The organism is Algoriphagus lutimaris (assembly GCF_017051705.1).
GTDB classification, from domain to species: Bacteria; Bacteroidota; Bacteroidia; order Cytophagales; family Cyclobacteriaceae; genus Algoriphagus; species Algoriphagus lutimaris.
Map to the genome: position 1 here is coordinate 1,356,056 of NZ_JAFIDJ010000002.1, position 19,873 is coordinate 1,375,928.

Annotated in this window: 18 protein-coding genes; 12 read left to right on the forward strand and 6 right to left on the reverse strand. The window is 40.1% G+C overall.

Annotation, left to right across the window (positions count from 1 at the left end):
- Window positions 1-71: 71 nt before the first annotated feature.
- Window positions 72-833, forward strand: coding sequence for a DeoR/GlpR family DNA-binding transcription regulator (locus tag JYB62_RS16445; protein WP_205646482.1), 762 nt, complete (start codon window positions 72-74; stop codon window positions 831-833).
- On the opposite strand, the gene JYB62_RS16450 is transcribed toward JYB62_RS16445, so the two are convergent.
- Window positions 830-1,327, reverse strand: a complete 498-nt coding sequence (locus JYB62_RS16450) for a SixA phosphatase family protein (RefSeq protein ID WP_205646483.1) — start codon at window positions 1,325-1,327, stop codon at window positions 830-832. The genes JYB62_RS16445 and JYB62_RS16450 overlap by 4 nt on opposite strands.
- A gap of 115 nt (window positions 1,328-1,442) precedes the next feature.
- On the reverse strand, window positions 1,443-2,177 hold the full coding sequence (locus JYB62_RS16455) for an RluA family pseudouridine synthase (protein ID WP_074226784.1): 735 nt from the start codon (window positions 2,175-2,177) through the stop codon (window positions 1,443-1,445).
- Between the two features lie 114 nt (window positions 2,178-2,291).
- On the opposite strand from JYB62_RS16455, the gene JYB62_RS16460 reads away from it, so the two are divergent.
- Window positions 2,292-3,473, forward strand: a complete 1,182-nt coding sequence (locus tag JYB62_RS16460; RefSeq protein WP_205646484.1) for an NHL repeat-containing protein — start codon at window positions 2,292-2,294, stop codon at window positions 3,471-3,473.
- 8 nt (window positions 3,474-3,481) lie between these two features.
- Here JYB62_RS16460 and JYB62_RS16465 read toward each other — a convergent pair whose 3' ends face one another.
- From JYB62_RS16465 to JYB62_RS16475, 3 genes are read right to left on the reverse strand one after another with little or no spacing between them, the layout of a single operon-like run.
- Complete coding sequence (locus tag JYB62_RS16465; RefSeq protein WP_205646485.1) at window positions 3,482-4,456, reverse strand: YpdA family putative bacillithiol disulfide reductase; 975 nt, start codon at window positions 4,454-4,456, stop codon at window positions 3,482-3,484.
- A 6-nt stretch (window positions 4,457-4,462) separates the two neighbouring features.
- Window positions 4,463-5,224, reverse strand: coding sequence for an NRDE family protein (locus JYB62_RS16470; RefSeq protein ID WP_205646486.1), 762 nt, complete (start codon window positions 5,222-5,224; stop codon window positions 4,463-4,465).
- 45 nt (window positions 5,225-5,269) lie between these two features.
- Window positions 5,270-6,379, reverse strand: a complete 1,110-nt coding sequence (locus JYB62_RS16475) for an alkene reductase (protein ID WP_205646487.1) — start codon at window positions 6,377-6,379, stop codon at window positions 5,270-5,272.
- 231 nt (window positions 6,380-6,610) lie between these two features.
- Here JYB62_RS16475 and JYB62_RS16480 point away from each other — a divergent pair, with 231 nt between their 5' ends.
- Window positions 6,611-6,982 (forward strand): BlaI/MecI/CopY family transcriptional regulator, encoded by a 372-nt coding sequence (locus JYB62_RS16480; protein WP_205646488.1) that lies wholly within the window; start codon window positions 6,611-6,613, stop codon window positions 6,980-6,982.
- Window positions 6,982-9,081 carry a M56 family metallopeptidase gene (locus tag JYB62_RS16485; RefSeq protein ID WP_205646489.1) on the forward strand — a complete coding sequence of 700 codons (2,100 nt, stop codon included), beginning with the start codon at window positions 6,982-6,984 and terminating at the stop codon, window positions 9,079-9,081. Before JYB62_RS16480 ends, JYB62_RS16485 begins: the two co-directional genes overlap by 1 nt.
- 82 nt (window positions 9,082-9,163) lie before the next feature.
- Here JYB62_RS16485 and JYB62_RS16490 read toward each other — a convergent pair whose 3' ends face one another.
- Window positions 9,164-10,387 carry a peroxiredoxin family protein gene (locus JYB62_RS16490; RefSeq protein WP_205646490.1) on the reverse strand — a complete coding sequence of 408 codons (1,224 nt, stop codon included), beginning with the start codon at window positions 10,385-10,387 and terminating at the stop codon, window positions 9,164-9,166.
- A gap of 418 nt (window positions 10,388-10,805) precedes the next feature.
- Here JYB62_RS16490 and mraZ point away from each other — a divergent pair, with 418 nt between their 5' ends.
- Genes mraZ through JYB62_RS16530 form a run of 8 tightly spaced genes read left to right on the forward strand, consistent with a single transcriptional unit; the run spans window position 10,806 to window position 19,848 of the window.
- Window positions 10,806-11,240, forward strand: a complete 435-nt coding sequence (mraZ, locus tag JYB62_RS16495) for a division/cell wall cluster transcriptional repressor MraZ (protein ID WP_205646491.1) — start codon at window positions 10,806-10,808, stop codon at window positions 11,238-11,240.
- Window positions 11,241-11,245: 5 nt separating this feature from the next.
- Window positions 11,246-12,157 (forward strand): 16S rRNA (cytosine(1402)-N(4))-methyltransferase RsmH, encoded by a 912-nt coding sequence (rsmH, locus tag JYB62_RS16500; RefSeq protein ID WP_205646492.1) that lies wholly within the window; start codon window positions 11,246-11,248, stop codon window positions 12,155-12,157.
- The gene (locus tag JYB62_RS16505) at window positions 12,154-12,543 is read left to right on the forward strand and encodes an FtsL-like putative cell division protein (protein ID WP_205646493.1); all 390 of its coding nucleotides are present in this window, start codon (window positions 12,154-12,156) and stop codon (window positions 12,541-12,543) included. Before rsmH ends, JYB62_RS16505 begins: the two co-directional genes overlap by 4 nt.
- Window positions 12,540-14,648 (forward strand): penicillin-binding protein, encoded by a 2,109-nt coding sequence (locus JYB62_RS16510; protein ID WP_205646494.1) that lies wholly within the window; start codon window positions 12,540-12,542, stop codon window positions 14,646-14,648. The genes JYB62_RS16505 and JYB62_RS16510 overlap by 4 nt, the downstream gene beginning before the upstream one ends.
- On the forward strand, window positions 14,649-16,112 hold the full coding sequence (locus tag JYB62_RS16515; protein WP_205646495.1) for a UDP-N-acetylmuramoyl-L-alanyl-D-glutamate--2,6-diaminopimelate ligase: 1,464 nt from the start codon (window positions 14,649-14,651) through the stop codon (window positions 16,110-16,112).
- A gap of 1 nt (window position 16,113) precedes the next feature.
- Complete coding sequence (gene mraY / locus JYB62_RS16520; protein ID WP_205646496.1) at window positions 16,114-17,325, forward strand: phospho-N-acetylmuramoyl-pentapeptide-transferase; 1,212 nt, start codon at window positions 16,114-16,116, stop codon at window positions 17,323-17,325.
- 7 nt (window positions 17,326-17,332) lie between these two features.
- A complete protein-coding gene (gene murD / locus JYB62_RS16525) occupies window positions 17,333-18,685 on the forward strand; it encodes a UDP-N-acetylmuramoyl-L-alanine--D-glutamate ligase (protein ID WP_205646497.1) in 1,353 nt (450 codons plus the stop codon).
- The gene (locus JYB62_RS16530) at window positions 18,682-19,848 is read left to right on the forward strand and encodes an FtsW/RodA/SpoVE family cell cycle protein (protein WP_205646498.1); all 1,167 of its coding nucleotides are present in this window, start codon (window positions 18,682-18,684) and stop codon (window positions 19,846-19,848) included. Before murD ends, JYB62_RS16530 begins: the two co-directional genes overlap by 4 nt.
- The last annotated feature ends 25 nt before the right edge of the window (window positions 19,849-19,873 follow it).

The following is a 19,873-nucleotide window of genomic DNA, read 5'->3' on the forward strand; positions in this document are numbered from 1 at the left end:
AAAGTAATAATTTAATGAAATGCTATTCTTTCCTATTGTTTTCATTAATTTTAAGTCATAAAAGAAAGTCAATGACCATCGCAGAGCGACATAAGTACATTTTAGATGAATTGAACAGGGCAGGTTTTGTGTCTGTTTCGGAGTTATCCAAAAGCATGGAGGTAACCATGGTAACGATCCGGAAGGATCTCAAAGTCTTGGAAGATAAAGGCTTACTATACAGGTCCCACGGTAGTGCGACTCCTGTTTCCCCCTATGTTTCAGATCGATCTGTCAACGTGAAAAAGCTGGAACAAGTAGAGGAGAAGAATAGGATTGCTGAAAAAGCCTTAGATTATTTAGTGGAGAATGAAGCGATTTTGATTGGGTCTGGAACTACGGTGGTTGCATTTGCTCAAGCAATTCCCAAAAATCTTCCTTTAACCGTCCTTACTGCGGCGATGAATGTCACCTTGGCATTGATAGATTCTCCGGAAGTGGAGTTGGTGCAATTGGGAGGGGTGGTAAGAAAAAGTAGTAGTTCTGCGGTGGGGCACTATGCAGAAGAAATGCTTCAGAATTTTGCCTGCAGTAAATTATTTCTCAGTGTGGATGGAGTGAGTTTGGAGCATGGGTTGACGACCTCCAATATGATGGAAGCGCACTTAAATGCTCAAATGATCAGGAATGTGCAAAAAACCATCGTTTTGGCAGACTCCAAGAAGTTTGGGAAAAAGGGATTTGGGAAGATTTGCGAACTAGAAGACGTGGATGTAATTATCACCGATGCGGGAATTCCTGATTTATTCCAAAAGAAGTTGGAGGAAAAAGGAATAGAAGTCGTGATTGTTTAATAGTCTTTATAGGTTTTTCTTTCCACGGAAGAGCCATTAGCATTCAAAGTAACTACATAGATAAAATCATACTCTATGTCCTCTAAATCCTTATATTTTTCAGCGTCTCCTACAAAGTAATTAGCGATCTGTCCTACCGTGTTGCTATGTCCTACCACTAAGATATTCCCTTCGTCCGCCTTCAACTTTTCTACTAACTCATCATGGTTTCTAGGATCATATACCTGTATTTCTAATTCTTGTTGATCTGCTGTAGGTTTTGCCGTGCTTTTAGTTCGGATGTAATTGGTGCTATAGATATGTTCTATATTCTTGTCGGAAAGAATTTGGGCGAGTTTTTGTGCTCTGATTTGTCCTACCTGTGCCAATTCAGGATCATCTCCTTCTAATTGCTTTTCAGCATGTCGGACGATATAAATTGTTTTTGGCTTTGGAGAAGGGGAGCAAGAAGCCAAAAATAGAAGCACTAAGGATAGTAGGACTAGATTTTTCATGAAATAAAGATAGTTTCGACGGAACAAAAAAAATGGAAATCCTTAAAAAAAGATAACCTTAAACGAGCAGATTCTGAAGTTTAAGGTTATCAATAAAAGGTTGAGCTGTGGGAGTTTAACCCGAAAACGTATTGTCCAGGTGTTGGTCCTTCGTCTTTACCGTTTCAAATTCCAGGAATTGCTCCCAGAATTCTTCCTCAGGTACAGCTGCTCTCAGATAAAGCTTCTCCTTTTTGACTGGATGGACAAATACCAGATTGAATGCATGTAGGTTGATACTGGCATCCGGATTAGGTTTTGCAAAACCATATTTAACATCTCCTCTGATAGGACATCCCATGGAAGCTAGCTGAACCCTGATTTGATGTGGTCTTCCTGAAACCGGACGAACTTCCAAGAGCCAATGGTCATTCATAAAGCCCAAAGTTTTGTAGTTGAGCTCTGCTTTTTGTGATCCGGGAACTTCCCGGTCATGGGCAGTTACGAAATTTTTCTGTTCGTCTTTTACTAACCAGTGGGTCAGTTTTCCTTGTTCTTCACGAGGCTTTCTTTTGACTATTGCCCAATAGACTTTGTGGATATCACGCTTTCGGAACAACTCCATCATTCGTTCCAATCCTTTGGATGTTCTGGCAAATGCTACCAAGCCACTGACAGGGCGGTCCAATCTATGGATCGGGTGAAGAAAGACAGCTCCCGGTTTATTATATTTTTTGGCAATGTAATCTTTGAGGTAGTCCGTCAACGTCTTATCGCCCGTCTTATCTCCTTGCACCAAAATGCCTGCAGCTTTATTGACGATCAATAGGTGGTTGTCTTCATAGACAACTGTAAATGGTTTCTTTTTCATAGAAATGCAAAGTTAGCCATTTTCTGTTGAGAGATAGAAATTTATATTCTTTGAGGCGTTGCAGAAGTTCTTAGTTTTGATAATCTTGTTAAGGAAACACCAATTTTATAAATGATGAAAAAGTATTTCCTCTACTTTTTATTAATCATAGCTTATTCTTGCCAAACTCCCAGTAACGAAAAATCAGATCCTGACCAACCAAAAGAAATCTCTATCGAGGTTGAAGATTCAGTAACTGTCAATGGTGTTTTGGCCCAACTTTTTTTATTTCAAACAGCAGATCAATACCATGTGATTTTTAAGGACTTTTTAAATTCCAAGGTTTATGTGGTGAACAAGGATAATGGAAAAATAGACTACGAATGGAGTAAATCCGGAGATGTGCCAGGTGCTTTTGGTTCTATGACCAAGCCATTGAGTATTTCTAAAGAAGGAAATATTGTGGTAGTAGATTATATGGCTGGCCAACGTGTATTCCAAAAAAATGGAGATGTGACCATGGTTGGAAAACCAGTAAAGAACCAGGTAAGTTTTGGAGGTCCTGTAAGCCTTCTTTCCGATAGCGAGGTAGTGTCAATTGATGGAGAAGAATATGTGTTGTATTCTCTTGATTTACTAGAGCAAGCGGAGGACTACAATTCTGAATTTCTTCAAAAGAGAAGAAATCTGATTTTGTCCAACTTAAAAACAGATGAGACTCGTTTAATTGTTCCTTTCCCAGAAGGGTCCAAGTTTTTGTCAGGAAAGGTTTTTCCTTTCGAAGATTTTCGCCCTCGATTTGTAGTCAATGAAGAGGAAGATCGATTGTATTTAATATTTCAAAACGAACCTGTTTTGTATACTTACCAATGGAATGATGGAAATCCTGTTTTTAGTTCAAGCCTTGCTATTTCATTGCCGGGATTTGAGGAAAATGAAGGAGTTGAAATCGGAGCAATTGGATTAGGTCAAGTAAGCGATCCAGAAAATGAACCTTTCCCTGCTCGAATTCAAGGGATAGCTCAAGCCGGAAATGGTTTTTTAATCACCTATAGCACTAAACCCAGCGAAAGATTATATAGTCTTTATAAGACTAAAGAAATATCAAAGGAACAACGAGATCAATTATTCAAAGAGATATCCAGGAAAACAGTATTTATGGATGATTCAGGAAACGTTTTTCCAGTGAATTTTCCAGAGATGTATTATGAATCCTTTGTCATGGTCGATGGCAAGATCCATTGGATGAAAAAAACAGATCCCAATACAGAAGCAGAAGATTTTACGGTGTATTGGGGGAAATTAAAGATTGAGTAGCTTTCAAATCACTCCAATTTCTCCTTGATATCCTTCATGATAGTCTCTGCATGGACCACACTGTTTTCTATAAAGAATTCCCGGGTGTTTAAGCCACCACATACCACTCCAGCTAAGTAAACTCCTGGTACGTTGGATTCCTGATTGGCTTGATCATAGCATGGTTGACGTTTTTCGTCCAAGCTTAATTCCACTCCTAATTGATCCAATAAAGCGAAATTGGGCTTGTACCCCGTCATTGCCAGTACAAAGTCATTTTCAATGGTAACCTCTCCTTCTGGTGTCGTGATGATTACTTCATGTTCTGTAATTTCTTTGACCCTTGATTTGGTGAAAGCTCGAATGGAGCCTTCTTTGATTCGGTTCATGATATCCGGACGAACCCAGTATTTCACATTTTGATCCACTTCATCTTCCAATAGTACCATACTCACTTCCGCTCCTTTTCTCCAGGTTTCCAAAGCTGCATCGACAGCGGAATTGGCTCCACCAACGACGAGGACTTTTCTTCCGATATAGGGCCAGGGCTCTTTATAATAGTGTTGAACTTTTGGGAGATCTTCTCCTGGCACATTCATCAAATTAGGAAGATCATAAAATCCGGTTGCCAGTACTATCTTTTTGGTGTAGTAAGTAGTTTTTGAGCTCGTAACTTCAAAAATATCTCCTTTCTTCGCTAGGGTTTGAACACCTTCGTACAAATTAACATTCAGTTTGAAATGAAAGAAGATCCTTCGGTAATACTCTAATGCTTCGGTTCTGGTAGGCTTATTTCCTACCGACATAAAAGGTACTCCTGCCATTTCCAATCGGTCAGAAGTAGAGAAAAAAGTCATATTGATTGGATAATTAAAAATGGAGTTGGTTAATGCACCTTTTTCAAGTATCACATAGTCCAAATTGGCTTTTTGGGCTTCCACTCCACAGGCAAGACCAATCGGACCCCCTCCCACAATCAATACATCATGAATTTTTGTTGTCATCAATTTTTAGGTTTGAGCTTTGAAACGATAGGTTTCATCGGTGAATTTACGGTAATCCCATTCAAAACTTCTCTCTTTGAAGGTTACATTTCCTGTTTTTTCTAAAACCAATGCAGAGCAGGAAACAGTTCCATAGTTATCATTTAATCGGATGAATTGGGCAGAAAGTCCTTCCTCCATTTTAGGAGGTACTCCAGTATCCGGTAACTTTTCCAGAGGAAAGGTCTCTTTTGAGTTCAGGATATTTAATAAGGCATTTGCACTGATAGTGGATTCAAACTGCTCTATGAGCTGACTTTTTGCCAATTGCACTTTAGGCCAGGGATCATTCAATAAACCATTGCTTAATCCATGAATTCCAGGTTCCACCTCCACAATATCTTCTCCATAATTGCTGTAGTAAAGCAAGTGGTTTCCATCCGATACGAGTAAGTTGAATCCGTCGTATTTTTCTTGATTGGTTTGGACTTCTTTTAAATAATCTAGGGGTGAGGAACTACTTTCTAGAAAATTTTGAACCAGCTTTCCTCTACTGATGAGCGCTTTTTTTGGGTGATGAAAATCCCGATAATTAGTCAATAGGGACCATCTTCCATTAGGGTGAAATCCCATCCAGGTGCCTTCACTTTTCAAATCTTTCCCTGCATAAAATCCAGATTCCCAAAGATGGGTCTTTTTGCTTGGTCTAATGAAAAATTCATCTCGATTGGCTCGGATAACTAAGGGGTAATCGGGATGATTTTTCCAGGAAAATACAACTAAGCACATATTTAAATGTAAAAAAAAGGCCGGAAATTCCGGCCTCGGTGGTGATTATCCAACATTCGATTCTTCTAGCAAAGGATAGTCTGTATATCCTTTTTCCCCTGGAGTATAGAAGGTGTCATGATCCCAATCTTCCAATGGGGCATTGGTTTCAAAACGTACTGGGAGATCTGGGTTTGAGATGAATAGTTTTCCAAATGCAACGGCATCAGCCAATCCTTCTTCTATGATTTTATTGCCTTTTTCCTGATCAAAAGAATTGTTGATCACCAAAGTACCCTTGTACAATGGTCGATATCTTTTTGCAATGTTTGGTTCCAAATAAGGAATCCCTGAAACATCTGTAAATGGTTCCGATAGGTGTAAATAAGCCAGATCGTAGTCGTTTAATTTTTTGATGATATAATCAAAAGTAGGAATGGTTTTTTCGTCAGCTTTCATTCCGAAAACGCCATTTAAAGAAGGGTTTAAACGAACTCCAATCTTATTTTCCGGCATTACTTCTTTAATCGCTTCAATGATTTCAAAAAGGATTTTTGCTCGGTTTTCAATACTTCCTCCATATTCATCCGTTCTTTCATTGCTGGTAGCATTGAAGAATTGATGCAATAAATATCCATTGGAAGAGTGAATTTCAACTCCGTCAAATCCTGCTTCTATGGCATTTTTGGCCCCGTTTTTAAAGTCCTCAATTGTCTGTTTGATTTCCTCCAAGCTCATTGCTTTAGGAGTTACTGTTTCCTTAAAGCCTTCTGGGGTATAAGATTTTTCATTGGGATTAATAGCAGAGGGGGCAAGAGGTAACTCACCGCCATGGAAATCAGGATGTGATATTCTCCCCACATGCCATAATTGGATGAAGATGTGTCCATTTTCTTCATGAACAGCTTTGGTAACTTCTTTCCAGCCTTCTATTTGCTCCTGAGAATAAATTCCTGGAGTATTGATGTAACCGACTGCCCTTTTAGAAATCTGGGATCCTTCAGTAATAATCAATCCAGCGGAAGCCCTTTGCCTATAGTATTTTGCGTGAATTTCGAAAGGTTTGTTTTCGGGATTAGCTGCTCTGGAACGCGTCATGGGTGCCATCCATACCCGATTGGACAAATTTAAATCGCCCACTTGTATAGGTTGTAATAATGCTTGGCTCTTACTCATGATAATAGTTGGTTTTTAGTTAAAAATTCAATGTCTATACAACTAATGTTTGGGCAAGAAAGTTCCTTCCTATGGGAAGTAAAAATTTTCCATATTAAATCGGAGATGTAAGTTGGAAATCAGTTCTTTAACACATTTTAATACTTTTTAATACGATTATTTTCGTAGAATTTTTGAAATTACGATTCTCTTCGTATAACTTTGGTACGAAAGATATCGTATAAGATAACCATGAGTAAACCTACAGAAGCCGAATTAGAGATTTTATCCCTGCTTTGGGAAAAGAAAGAAGCCAGTGTGAGACAGATTCACGAGGAGATTTCTAAGACCAAGGAGACGGGATATACTACTACTTTGAAAATCATGCAGATCATGCATGCCAAAGGGATGCTGACCAGAAATGAGCAAAGCAGAACGCATATTTATAAACCTGCTACCAATCAAGGGGAAACCCAAAAATCCCTCTTGAAAAACCTAATGACAACTGCCTTTGGTGGTTCCGCGAAAAAACTGGTCATGCAGGCACTTGGGCAAGAAAACCCTTCCAAGGAGGAGTTGAATGAAATAAGAGAATTTTTAGACCAACTAGAACAAAAATCCTGATGACAATTTTAAACGATTTGATACCGGATAACTTGCTTTATGCCTTGGGATGGACTTTGGTTCATTCGATTTGGCAGCTTGTATTAATAGGAGGAGCACTATGGTTGCTTCTTAAGTTGTTTGCTCGTCGAAGTCCCACTTTTAAGTACATTCTGGCCATGGGCAGTCTTGGGTTTACCTTACTCTTGGCTCTTGGGACATTTTTCTACCAGCTAACTATTCAAGCTCCGGATTCCCTTTTTGATAAGGTGACTTTGGATGCCATGGTAATAAGCCAAATGAATGAGGTATCTACGCTTAGTACAGAAAGTTTGGTTCCCAGAATAATTCACTGGATCGAGATTCAACTTCCTTTATTAGTGAATTTCTGGTTTTTGGGAGCTTTATTATTCTTGTTCAGATTGGTGAATAGCCTTTCTGAAATTAGAGTGCTTAGAAAATCTTCTACTCTAAATGAGGATGTGAACTTAAATGAAGTCTTAAAAAGACTTTCGAGTAGCCTAGGAGTCAGTAAAAAAGTACAGCTTCGAATCACAGAATTAGGCCAGTCTCCTATCACTTTTGGGTTTTTGAAGCCAGTGATCCTAATCCCCGCAGGATTGTTATTTCAACTATCACCTTCCCAGTTGGAAGCTATCCTTGCCCATGAATTGGCGCATGTAAAGAGAAATGATTATTTGGCAAATCTGATTCAATCCTCACTGGAAGTTGTGTTTTTCTACCATCCATGTTTTTGGTGGATGAGCCAAACAGTAAAAGAACTTCGTGAAAACGCTTCTGACGATTTGGCTGTTTCCGCTGGTATTTCCGCCAAAGAATTGGCGTTTGGCTTAGCCGAAGTGTTGAATTTTGCGAAGCAAAATCCCCCTGAATTAGCACTTGCAGCAGGGAAAAAACGAAACCCTACCCTTCAAAGAATTAAAAGAATCATGGGCTATCCAGCTCAGACCTATCCGCAAAACCCTATAATTTCTATCCCTATGTTAATCACATTAATACTTAGTGCCGGTTTAATTGCCAGTGCACAGCAGGATGTACCTGCCAAAACAGATATAGTTGAGCCCATCGCTCAAGTTGTTGTTAATAATGCCAATAAAAAGTTGGTGCCTAAGGTTGTGGAAGCAACCAAAGATCCCCTTGATAAAAAAGTCGAAAAGGTAATAATCACCGATGGGGTTCCAGTTTGGGTGAATGAAGAAAATGAAGTGATTGACCCAAAGGATAAAAAAGTATATCGTATCCAGGTCCAAGGAGATACTATTATCCATAAGGGGAAACCGATGGTTTGGAAGACCGATAAAAAAGGGACTTTTGTCTACAAATACAATGGAGAAGAGGTAGTTATTGAAAATATGCCTGAGCTAGAATTGGCTCCAATGCCTGAATTTCCAAAAGAAGCCATGGCACCTATGATGGATTTTGAAATTGCAGTTGCTCCTCAAATGGATTTTGAAATGGCACCAGTACCCGACTTTGAATTCGAAATGGCACCGGTTCCTGATTTTGAGATGGCCCCTTTGCCGCCATTGGAATTTGGAGAGGGATTTGCTCCAATGGTCTTTGGATTTAAAAATGGTCAGGATTGGGCTTTTTCTACTAAAGATACCATAGGAATGACCCAAGCTGAAAAAGAGAAATGGCAAAAAGATATGGAGCTTCGAGCTAAAGAAATGGCAAAAAGAGCGGAAGAATGGGCTGCTAAATGGGAAGAAAACGGCGCCGAATATGAGCTCAAAATGAAAGAATGGGAAAAGAGTATGGCTCCAAAAATGAAGGAGTTTGAAAAAAGAATGGAAGAATGGCAAAAAGCCTATGAACCAAAATTATTAGAGTTTGAAAGGAGGATGGAGGAATGGCAAAAAGCCAATGAGCCCAAAATGCAAGAGTTCGAAACGAAGATGAAAGCTTGGCAGGAAGAGAATGAGCCTTTGCTAAAGGGCTATGAGGAAAAGATGAAGGCTTGGGAGAAAGAAATGCAGCCGAAAATGGAAGAATATCAGCGTAAGATGGAAGAATGGCAAAAAGAAAATGCCGCTAAAATCGAAGAATTCCAGAAAAAACTACAAGAAGAGCTTAAAAAGAAAGACGATAACGAATAATTATACGTTAGAAGAAAATGACCTGAAAAGGTAATTGTGTGTTGATGCTTCAAAAAAGACCTGTTTCCTGAACAGGTCTTTTTTATTCAGATAATAACTTGTCTATCAAAATTTTATGGCTTTCAATCCATTGGGCGTAATAATCCCCTGTGCCGGGTCCACTAAACCCAGTATGGATCTTTCTAACCTTGTGATTTTTGTCAAGATAGATCAGGGTAGGAAAGGCAATAACTTCTTTCAAAGCAGGTAGGGATTTGGCCGCTTCTTCTTTTTTTGAGACACCTGCGATCAGTTGAGGATAAGGAACCCTAAACCTTTCTGCATGTTTTTTTAACCTTCCTGACGCATATTCAAAGTCAGGTTTGCTTTCAAAAGCCAGGGCAACTACTTCAATTCCTTTTGATTTGTTTTCCAAGTACCAAGGAGCCAGAAAATTGGTTTCATCCATGCAATTGGCACACCAGGTTCCAAACAGCTGGACCAGCACGATTTTGTCTTTAAAAGTGGAATCGCTGAGAGAAACGATCTCTCCATTTGCATTAGGAAAACTGAAGTCGAGGGTTTCATACCCATCTTTCAATTGGGTTAAATGGTCATTTTCAGGTAGTTCAAAAGACTCATTTCTTGTTGCTTCAAAGGTTTGGAAATAAATGGGGCCAGACCTGAACCTTCCTGTAACTTTTCCATAATTGTTTGCCTTGCCTGTAAAGAAAAAGGCATGTCCTCCATCGAAAGCGCTTAGGTAAAAAGTATCTCCACTTACATTGCCTTCCAGAAAACGATAATCTCCTACATTGGTCAGAAAAGTTCCGGTGATTTTATTTCCGTTTTGTTCGAAAATGCCCAGTGCCTGATAGGTGCTGCTATCTGATCTTATAAATTCAAATTCCCATTTTCCAGAAAAGTCTGTTTTGGGAGGTTCCGATACAGGAAATCTTGTATCGATGTTACGTTCAGCCACAAATCCAGAATGGTAGTTCTTTTGGTAATTTCTTTGATATTTTCCTTGGATGCTGCCATCCTCCATCATTTTGGCATGTACCTCAGAATCAAATGCATTCATGATGATATGGATGCTATCTTCTTTAATTTCTACATCAGGAACAGCCAGGTTCTCACTGTCATTTTTTAAGTAAGCGGTCCAATTATCTCCGGATTTTTCTAAGCTGAACCAAAATGGCAAGTGGTCTTCGCCTAAGTCCAGATAACCATGCCAATTTCCCTCAAAATTTATGTTTTTTTCGGGGCTTTTCTGACAGCTAAATAGCAGACAAAACAGGAGGAAATGTAGGATTGTTTTTTTCATAGGTAAGAAGTGCGACCACAAATCTATCAGGATAATTCAATTTAGTCTACATGGATAGTAGGGTAATTAAAAATCAGTGATGGGATTTTCTTCCACTTTTCCGAAGAGAGTTGAATTTTTATGGGAAATTGCCCCACTTTTAAAATTCCTGCCACAGGATGTTTCAAGTAAATTGGACTATTTTGTAGTAAAAGGCCTCAATACTGTCTGAAAAGGTAGTTTTTTGAATTTTATAAAGGGCTGTTAATCATTTGAATACCTTCAAAAAAATAAGCGAAATATTTTGTTAAATATTGGCTTGGATCAAACTTTTGGCTACTTTTAAGATAAAGTGGGAAAAAGTGGGGCAAAGTGGTAGAATGTGTATATCATTTTATTACTTTTGTCTTTACTACATACTCAAGAAAAAAAGAGCGAAATGTTCAATAGTCAATATGATTGCAAGCTAGATCCCAAAGGGCGTCTGGTATTGCCTGCCAAAATCAAGGCGGCGATACCTGAGGCGAACGGGTCTGCGCTAATGCTTCGTATGGCGGAGGATAAATGTTTAGCTCTTTATCCCATGAATGAGTATAAAAAACTGGAAAGCCAGGTAAGATCCCTTTCGATCAACAATGCTGAACAAAGAAAGCTACAGCGTTCATTTTTCATTACCAGCGTAGAAGTAGAGTTGGATAGCTCAGGGCGTCTGTTGATTCCGAAGATATACCAGAGTTATGGTGAGTTGGGGAAAGAAGTGGTAGTCGTCGGAATGGGGAGTAGAATCGAGATTTGGAATCCGGACAAATACTTGCAGAACATCATTTCTGATCCTGCAGACTTGTCTCAATTAATGGAAAAATACCTCTCCTGATAATTATGACAGAGTCTGTTTACCATATCCCAGTGATGCTAGCCCAATGCACTGAAGGCTTGGCTATTAATCCCAATGGAATTTATGTTGACGTTACGTTTGGTGGAGGGGGGCATTCGCGTGAAATCCTAAAATATTTGGACCAAGGTCATCTATATGGATTCGATCAAGATATAGATGCGAAGGCAAATATTCCTGAAAATGAGCGATTCACCTTTGTGGAAGCAAATTTCCGAGACCTAAAACGTTATTTGAGGTTGCATGGCGTTAAGAAGGTGGATGGGATTCTCGCTGATTTGGGAATCAGTTCTCATCAAATTGACGAACCAAGTCGGGGATTTTCTACCCGATTCAGTGGGAGTTTGGATATGAGAATGAATCAATCCGCTGATTTATCAGCCAAAGAGGTATTGAATACTTATGAGGAATCTAAGCTTCATAAGATTTTTGGCATTTATGGAGAAGTGAAAAATGCCAAGACCTTGGCGCAAGCGATTGTTTCTGAGAGAGCTGCTCAGCCATTTGAAACGACAGAAGGCTTTACGGCTTTCTTGAAAAAATATGCTCCAAGGGGTAAGGATTTTAAATACTATGCTCAGGTTTTTCAAGCCTTGCGGATAGAAGTAAATGATGAAATGGGTGCATTGGAAGAGATGTTGCTTGATGCGGTAGATCTTTTGAACCCAGAAGGTAGGCTGGTAGTGATGAGCTATCATAGCCTTGAGGACCGATTGGTCAAGAACCTGATCCAGAAAGGGAAATTTCAGGGTGAAGTAGAAAAAGATTTTTATGGCAATCTTCTCAGGCCATTGGACCCAGTAAGTAGGGGGGCGATCGTGGCAGATGAGGAAGAGATTGCTAGAAATCCCAGAGCAAGAAGTGCAAAACTGAGAGTTGCTAAAAAGAGAGGGAAATGAGTCAGAACACATTTAAAAAGAAACTCAAAAAAGGGAATACTCCGAAAAGAGGCAATGGTCCTAGAAAAACCATTTTCACTTGGATAGAGGAGAAGTTGAATGTTACCGGCTTGCTCGGGGAAGGAGTCCCTGTTCAACTGGTGCCTCCTGTTGGGTTTGTGGTGTTGTTGGCTTTGATCTATATCTGGAGTAATCACCGTGCTGAAAATATGGTGAGAAAAATAGAGAGAGTGCAGCAGGAAGTAGAAGACCTTCGAGCTGATGTGACTACACTGGAGGCAGAGTACATGTTGAGTAGCATGCAGTCGGAGGTAGCCAAACGTGTGTCAGAAAAAGGAATAGAAGAATTAAATCAACCACCGATTAAAATCGAGGTAGATAAGTGAATATAAAACGATCCATATTACTCAGAGTGAGGGTGGTTTTCATCCTTGTTGCGCTGGTTGCAGCTGCAATACCTTACCGTATTGCCAAACTGCAATTGGAGGAGGGAGATAAATGGAGAGAAAAAGCAGAAACCATCAATTTCAAGTACCGGGAAGTTCCTGCGACACGTGGTAATATTTATGCCGGTGATGGCAGCTTGATGGCGACTAGTTTACCTTTTTATAGAGTAGCAATTGATCCTACCATTGTGAAAGAGGATCGCTATAAGGCAAAAATTGACTCTTTGTCACAAAAACTCTCAGCTTTTTATAAAGACAAATCTGCAACTGCCTACAAGAGAATGATTACGGATGCCAGAAAGGACAATAAAAGGTATTTGGTATTGAATAGACGTCAAATTGGCTATCAGGACATGCAGATGATGTCCACTTGGCCAATCTTCAGAGGCGGTCGTCTTGGAGGAGGTGTGCTATTTGAGAAAGTTGAAAAAAGATACCGGCCATTTAATTCTCTTGCCAGTAGAACAGTGGGTTTTCTGAATGAAGATGAATATGGAGCAGGAATTGAATACTCCTTTAATGAGTATTTGAAGGGGAAAGATGGAAAGGCTTTATTCCAAAGGTTAGCAGGTGGAAGTTGGAAGCCTGTATTTGATGCGGAAGATGTCAAGCCTGAAAATGGGTTTGATGTGATCACTACCTTGGATGTGAATATTCAAGATGTAGCTGAAACTGCTTTAAGAAGACAATTGGAAGATCGGGATGCAGAATTCGGGTCAGTCATTGTGATTGAAGTAAAGACCGGCCAAATCAAAGCCATTGCCAATCTTCAGAAGAATAAAAAAGGAGTAGGCTATGGTGAAAACTACAATTTCGCGGTAGGGGACCAAGGAAATACAGAACCAGGCTCTACTTTCAAATTACTTTCCATGTTGGCTTTATTGGAAGAAAATAAAATCAGCTTAAATGATAAAGTAGAGACTGGAAATGGAGCGCATAAGTTCTACGACCGCACCATGCGGGATGCGAAGTATGGAGGTTATGGAACCTTGACCATTCGGGAAGCATTTGAAAAATCTTCTAATGTGGCCATTTCAAAATTGGTGGATGAAAACTTTGGCTCTAGTCCTTCCAAGTTCATGGCCTATGTAGAAAAGGCAGGTTTAAAGGATCCGGTAGGATTCCAACTAGTAGGGGAAGGAAGGCCCTATTTCAAAAATCCTGGAGATAAAAATTGGTATGGAACTTCTTTGCCTTGGATTTCCATAGGCTATGAAATCAAATTAAATCCGCTACATACCCTCTCTTTATATAATGCAGTGGCTAATGGAGGGAAAATGGTGAAACCTTTTATTGTGAAGGCTATCGCCAAAGGAAATACGATTCATGAGGAGTTTGAAACTGAAGTTATTCGGGATCAAATCGCTTCGGAGAAGACTATTAAGCTTTTGCAAGAGCTCTTAGAAGGGGTGGTTGTAAGAGGAACTGCCCGAAATATTGCCAATGCTGATTACAAAATTGCTGGAAAAACCGGTACAGCTCAAAAGCTGATTGATGGCAGATATACTCAAAAGTATTACACCAGTTTTGCGGGGTATTTTCCAGCGGACAACCCAAAATATTCGATGATCGTGGTGATTGACAGTCCAAAAGGTTTTGCTGCCTACGGAGGTGACGTTTCTGCTCCAGTGTTTAAAGAAATTGCCGATCGAATCTATGCCTTGGATTTAGAACTCAACCCCTCTAATCAAAATCAGATTTATCAAGCTGAAAATTCTGATTCAAAGACTCCATTTATTCGAGCAGGTAGAGGGGGCGAATTGAACGAGATTTTTGAAGAATTAGGAGTTCAGGCTGCTCTTGCTAATGCAGAAGAATGGGTAAGGTCGGTTTCTAACAATGAGAAAATCCAATGGGAAAACAATGAGACAGAAATGCCTCAGGTTCCTGATGTGTCAGGATTACCATTAAGAGATGCACTTTTTATCCTGGAGAATAAAGGGTTAAAAGTCAATTATTCAGGGAAAGGAGTAGTGAAGCGACAATCTATTTCTCCTGGTTCGGAATTAATTAAAAATGCCACGATAAATCTTGTATTAGGCTAAATGAAAGTATTGAAGGACATATTGTATAAAGTTTCTCTGATCAGCACTACCGGTGATATGGAAATGCGGATTCAGAACATTGTCTTTGATAGCCGGAAAGTGGTAGAAAGGTCAGTTTTCGTAGCAGTACCAGGGACCCAAGTGGATGGTCATGACTTCATCGAAGTTGCCATTGAAAAAGGAGCCACTGTCATCATTTGCGAAAAGCTCCCAGAGCAATTAAAAGATAGGATAGCCTACATCCAAGTAGTGAGTTCTGCCAAAGCAATGGGGATCATGGCAGCAAATTATTTTGATAATCCTTCCGAAAAAATGAAGGTAGTAGCAGTGACTGGTACTAATGGGAAAACCACCACGGTGACTTTACTGCATCAGCTTTTTATGGAAATGGGATATAGTGTAGGATTACTTTCTACAGTAGAAAACAAGATCAACTCGGAAGTTATTCCCGCTACTCATACTACGCCAGATTCGGTGAGTGTTCAAGCATTGCTTCGACAAATGTTGGATGCAGGATGTACCCATTGTTTTATGGAGGCAAGTTCCCATGCGATCGTTCAGGAAAGAATTGCCGGTTTAAAAATGGCAGGAGCGGTATTTACCAATATCTCACACGACCATCTGGATTATCATAAAACTTTTGATGAATACATCAAAGCAAAGAAGAAGCTCTTTGATGAGCTTCCAAAAGATGCTTTTGCCTTGGTCAATGCGGATGATAAAAGAGGGATGGTTATGCTTCAAAACTGCAAGGGCGCTCATCAAACCTTTGGTTTAAAAACTCCGGCAGATTTCAAAGCCAAAATCATATCCAATACCCTGGAAGGTCTGGAGCTTGAGATCAATAATAAATTGATCTGGTTTCGAATGATCGGTGCTTTCAATGCTTATAATCTCTTGGGTGTCATGGGAACAGCAGTGTTGTTAGGAGAGGATGAAGAAGAAGTACTTCGTGAATTGTCTGGTATTAAAGGAGCGAAAGGAAGGTTTGACAGAATTTCAATAGGTGGGATTACAGCCATTGTAGATTATGCGCATACACCGGATGCTTTAGATAATGTGTTGAAAACCATTAATGGGGTTCGCACAGGTAACGAGCAATTGATTACGGTAGTTGGCTGTGGAGGAAATCGTGACAAAACGAAGCGGCCTATCATGGCCAAGATTGCAGTTCAGGAAAGTGATAAAGCCATTTTGACTTCAGATAATCCAAGGTTTGAAAAGCCAATGGACATTTTAAAAGACATGTTGGAGGGCGTTAGTCCCACGGAACTACGGAAGACATTGACCATTGAGGACCGCAAAGAAGCAATTAAAACGGCGTGCATGCTTTCTAATAAGGGAGATATCATTCTAGTCGCAGGAAAAGGACATGAAGATTATCAAGAAATAGAAGGTGTGAAGCATCACTTTGACGATGCGGAAGTAGTGAAAGAATTATTAACTCAATTTACCCAGAGCTGAGATGTTGTATCCCATATTTGAATATTTAGATCAAGTCTTGGACATTCCGGGTACAGGTGTGTTTCGGTACATTTCATTTCGAGCGGGGATGGCAGCACTCTTTTCTTTGATCATCACCATCACTTTTGGACAAAACATCATCAACTGGATCAGAAGGAAGCAAATTGGAGAGACAGTTCGGGATTTAGGGTTGGAAGGACAAAATCAGAAAAAAGGTACTCCTACGATGGGAGGACTGATGATTATTGCAGCTATTCTGATTCCTACATTATTATTCGGTGATCTCAATAACATTTACATTATCCTTCTATTGATTACGACCATTTGGTTGGGAGGAATTGGCTTTTTGGATGATTACATCAAAGTCTTTAAAAAGAACAAAGAGGGACTTGCAGGAAAGTTTAAAATAGTAGGACAAATCGGAATTGGGATTATTGTAGGAACCACACTTTACTTCAATGAAGATGTGGTTATTCGGGAATTTCAAACCCCTGTTTCCATAGAGGAAGGAGTCGTAGAAACGCCGGCATTCAGGGATGTGAAGGTTGCAAAAACTACCATTCCTTTTGTCAAAAACAATGAGTTGAATTATGAGACGTTATTAGGCTTCCTCGGAGAAGCAATGACTCCTATTTTATACATTTTTGTAGTGACTTTTATCATTACAGCGGTATCCAACGGGGCAAATATTACAGATGGAATAGATGGCCTGGCTGCAGGGACCTCTGCAATAATAGGCCTGACCATAGCCATTTTTGCCTATATCTCAGGAAATGCCATTTTCTCGCAATACCTCAATATCATGTACATCCCTAACTCCGGTGAGTTGGTGATTTTTGCATCTGCATTTATAGGAGCCTGCATTGGATTCCTTTGGTACAATGCCTATCCAGCCCAGGTTTTTATGGGAGACACGGGAAGTCTGATGCTTGGAGGAGTGATTGCCGTTTTGGCCCTGACTTTAAGAAAAGAATTATTGATTCCATTGATGTGTGGAATTTTCGTGGTTGAAAATGCCAGTGTGGTGTTGCAGGTCAGCTACTTCAAATACACGAAAAAGAAATATGGGGAGGGAAGAAGGATATTTCTGATGTCTCCTCTACATCATCATTATCAAAAGAAAAATATTCCTGAGCCAAAGATTGTAACCAGGTTTTGGATTGTTGGGATCCTTCTGGCAGTGATCACATTGGCAACATTGAAATTGAGATAAAACGAATATGAAACAAATAACCATACTAGGTGCAGGCGAAAGCGGATTGGGAGCAGCATTGCTCGCAAAACGGCAGGGCTATGCGGTATGGGTTTCAGATTCAGGTCGCATTAATGAGGCTCGGAAAGAGAAGTTGGAGATCGAGGAGATTCCATATGAAGAAGGTCTTCATTCTGAAGCAATCATATTGAATTCGGATTTGATCATAAAATCTCCTGGCATTCCAAGCAATACTAATATTGTGATGAAAGCGATGGAAGAAGGGATTGCGGTAATTGATGAATTGGAGTTTGCCAATCGATACAGTGCAGGGAAAGTAATTGCTATTTCTGGTACTAATGGTAAAACAACTACTACGCTTCTGACTTATCATTTGTTGAAAACTGCCGGGTTTGACGTGGGATTGGCTGGAAATGTAGGAAAAAGCTGGGCAGCACAATTACTGGAAGAAGATCATGATTGGTGGGTGATTGAATGTAGTAGTTTCCAAATCGATGGGTTTTTCTGCTTCAGACCTTCCATAGCCATTTTGACCAATATTACTCCGGACCATCTGGATCGATATGATTATCAATTGCAGAATTATGTCCATTCCAAAATGGGGTTGTTCAAAAATATGGGGCCTAGAGATAAAGCTATTTTAAATCTAGACGATTCATTGACGGCAGAAGGTCTTGAGGGCGTAAAGTTCAGGCCAGAAAAGCTTTGGTTTTCTACCAAGACACCACAAACCCATGGGGGGTATTATGACGGAGAAAATCTGGTGTTTAAAACTGATGAAAAGTCCGTTTCTATTCCTGTAAATGAGTTTTCTCTTCAAGGAGAACATAATTATTTGAATGCGTTATGCGCAGGAATAGCTTGTCTTTTGGCAGGGGTGAATGAAGAGCAATTGAAGGCGGGATTGTCCACCTTCAAAAATGCCTCACACCGCATGGAATTGATCAGAGTAATTGACGGAGTCAGCTTTATCAATGACAGTAAGGGTACCAATGTGGAGGCTACAGCTTATGCATTGGATGCTTTTAAAAATCCATTGATATGGATTGCGGGCGGGGTAGATAAAGGGAATGATTATCGTTCAGTGAAAGGCTTGGTAAAAAGGAAGGTGAAATCCCTCATTTGCCTAGGTAAGGATAATAAGAAATTGAAGGATGCTTTTCAAAATAGTGTAGAAGATATCCGGGAAACGCAGAGTATCAAAGAAGCCGTAAGTTGGGGCAAAATGTTGGCGAAAGCCGGAGACGTGGTATTACTTTCTCCAGCATGTGCAAGTTTTGACTTGTTTAAAAATTATGAGGATCGGGGAGAGCAATTTCGAACCGCAGTAAATGAACTCAAACCAGAAACCATCACATGAATCAGTTTAAGGCATGGATAGATGAGCACTTTAAGGGAGATCCTCTTATTTGGGGGATTGTAATCTTATTGTCTCTTTTCAGTATTCTGGTGGTGTATTCTGCCACGGGATCATTGGCCTATAAATATGCAGGAGGAAATACCGAGGTCTATTTATTCAGACACTCGTTTTTGGTATTTGTCTCATTGGTGGTCATGTGGTTTGCCCATAAAATTCCGTATAGGAACTATGCGCTTTATGCCAGATTGGCCATGTACCTATCTATTCCTTTGTTATTGTTTACTTACATGTTTGGGTCTAATATCAATGAGGCAAATAGATGGTTGACCATTCCTTTGATTAATCAAGCTTTCCAGCCATCAGATTTGGCAAAGCTGGCACTGATTGCCGCTTTGGCTGCGATGCTAGCCAGTAAGCAGAATAACATCAAAGATTTCAAGAACACTTTTGTTCCAATCATCATTGCCATTGGAGTGATTTGTTTATTGATCGCTTTGGCAAATATGTCTACTGCCATTCTCCTATTGTTGACATGCCTGTTGATCATGTTTGTCGGCAGGGTTCCCGTAAAATACCTAGCCATGGTGGTCATGGTAGGGATGCTTGGATTGACTGCCGCAGTTTTCTTGGGACAAAGAGGAGAGACTTTCTTCTCCAGAATTGAAGCATTTATGGATAAGGAGGAAGTGCCTTTCCAAGCGGAGCAATCCTATATCGCCATTGCAACTGGAGGAGTTACCGGGAAGGGTCCCGGAAATAGTGAGCAACGAAATTCTTTACCACACCCCTATTCAGATTTTATCTACGCGATCATTATAGAAGAATATGGATTGGTTGGAGGAGCCTCTGTATTGTTTCTGTACTTGGCTTTGCTGTATAGAGGAATGAGAATCGTAGCCAATTCCAATAAAGCATTTGGGGGCTTGCTTTCAGCAGGGCTCAGTTTTGCATTGGTGATTCAGGCTCTGGTGAATATGGCAGTAGCAGTTGGATTGGGACCGATTACTGGTTTGCCTCTACCATTACTGAGTATGGGAGGGACCTCATTGGTCTTTACAGGGATTTCCCTGGGGATCATCTTGTCGGTAAGTAGGGGAGATCATCAAGACGAAGAAGTGGGGAGCGTAGCTGCTACCAATAAATCAAGATTAAAAACAGCTTAGTATCGAAACGACTAGAACATATCAC

Coding starts and splice junctions, on each gene's coding strand:
- JYB62_RS16445 (WP_205646482.1), top strand. CDS start 72: ATGACCATCGCAGAGCGACATAAGTACATTTTAGATGAATTGAACAGG.
- JYB62_RS16450 (WP_205646483.1), bottom strand. CDS start 1,327: ATGAAAAATCTAGTCCTACTATCCTTAGTGCTTCTATTTTTGGCTTCT.
- JYB62_RS16455 (WP_074226784.1), bottom strand. CDS start 2,177: ATGAAAAAGAAACCATTTACAGTTGTCTATGAAGACAACCACCTATTG.
- JYB62_RS16460 (WP_205646484.1), top strand. CDS start 2,292: ATGAAAAAGTATTTCCTCTACTTTTTATTAATCATAGCTTATTCTTGC.
- JYB62_RS16465 (WP_205646485.1), bottom strand. CDS start 4,456: ATGACAACAAAAATTCATGATGTATTGATTGTGGGAGGGGGTCCGATT.
- JYB62_RS16470 (WP_205646486.1), bottom strand. CDS start 5,224: ATGTGCTTAGTTGTATTTTCCTGGAAAAATCATCCCGATTACCCCTTA.
- JYB62_RS16475 (WP_205646487.1), bottom strand. CDS start 6,379: ATGAGTAAGAGCCAAGCATTATTACAACCTATACAAGTGGGCGATTTA.
- JYB62_RS16480 (WP_205646488.1), top strand. CDS start 6,611: ATGAGTAAACCTACAGAAGCCGAATTAGAGATTTTATCCCTGCTTTGG.
- JYB62_RS16485 (WP_205646489.1), top strand. CDS start 6,982: ATGACAATTTTAAACGATTTGATACCGGATAACTTGCTTTATGCCTTG.
- JYB62_RS16490 (WP_205646490.1), bottom strand. CDS start 10,387: ATGAAAAAAACAATCCTACATTTCCTCCTGTTTTGTCTGCTATTTAGC.
- mraZ (WP_205646491.1), top strand. CDS start 10,806: ATGTTCAATAGTCAATATGATTGCAAGCTAGATCCCAAAGGGCGTCTG.
- rsmH (WP_205646492.1), top strand. CDS start 11,246: ATGACAGAGTCTGTTTACCATATCCCAGTGATGCTAGCCCAATGCACT.
- JYB62_RS16505 (WP_205646493.1), top strand. CDS start 12,154: ATGAGTCAGAACACATTTAAAAAGAAACTCAAAAAAGGGAATACTCCG.
- JYB62_RS16515 (WP_205646495.1), top strand. CDS start 14,649: ATGAAAGTATTGAAGGACATATTGTATAAAGTTTCTCTGATCAGCACT.
- mraY (WP_205646496.1), top strand. CDS start 16,114: ATGTTGTATCCCATATTTGAATATTTAGATCAAGTCTTGGACATTCCG.
- murD (WP_205646497.1), top strand. CDS start 17,333: ATGAAACAAATAACCATACTAGGTGCAGGCGAAAGCGGATTGGGAGCA.
- JYB62_RS16530 (WP_205646498.1), top strand. CDS start 18,682: ATGAATCAGTTTAAGGCATGGATAGATGAGCACTTTAAGGGAGATCCT.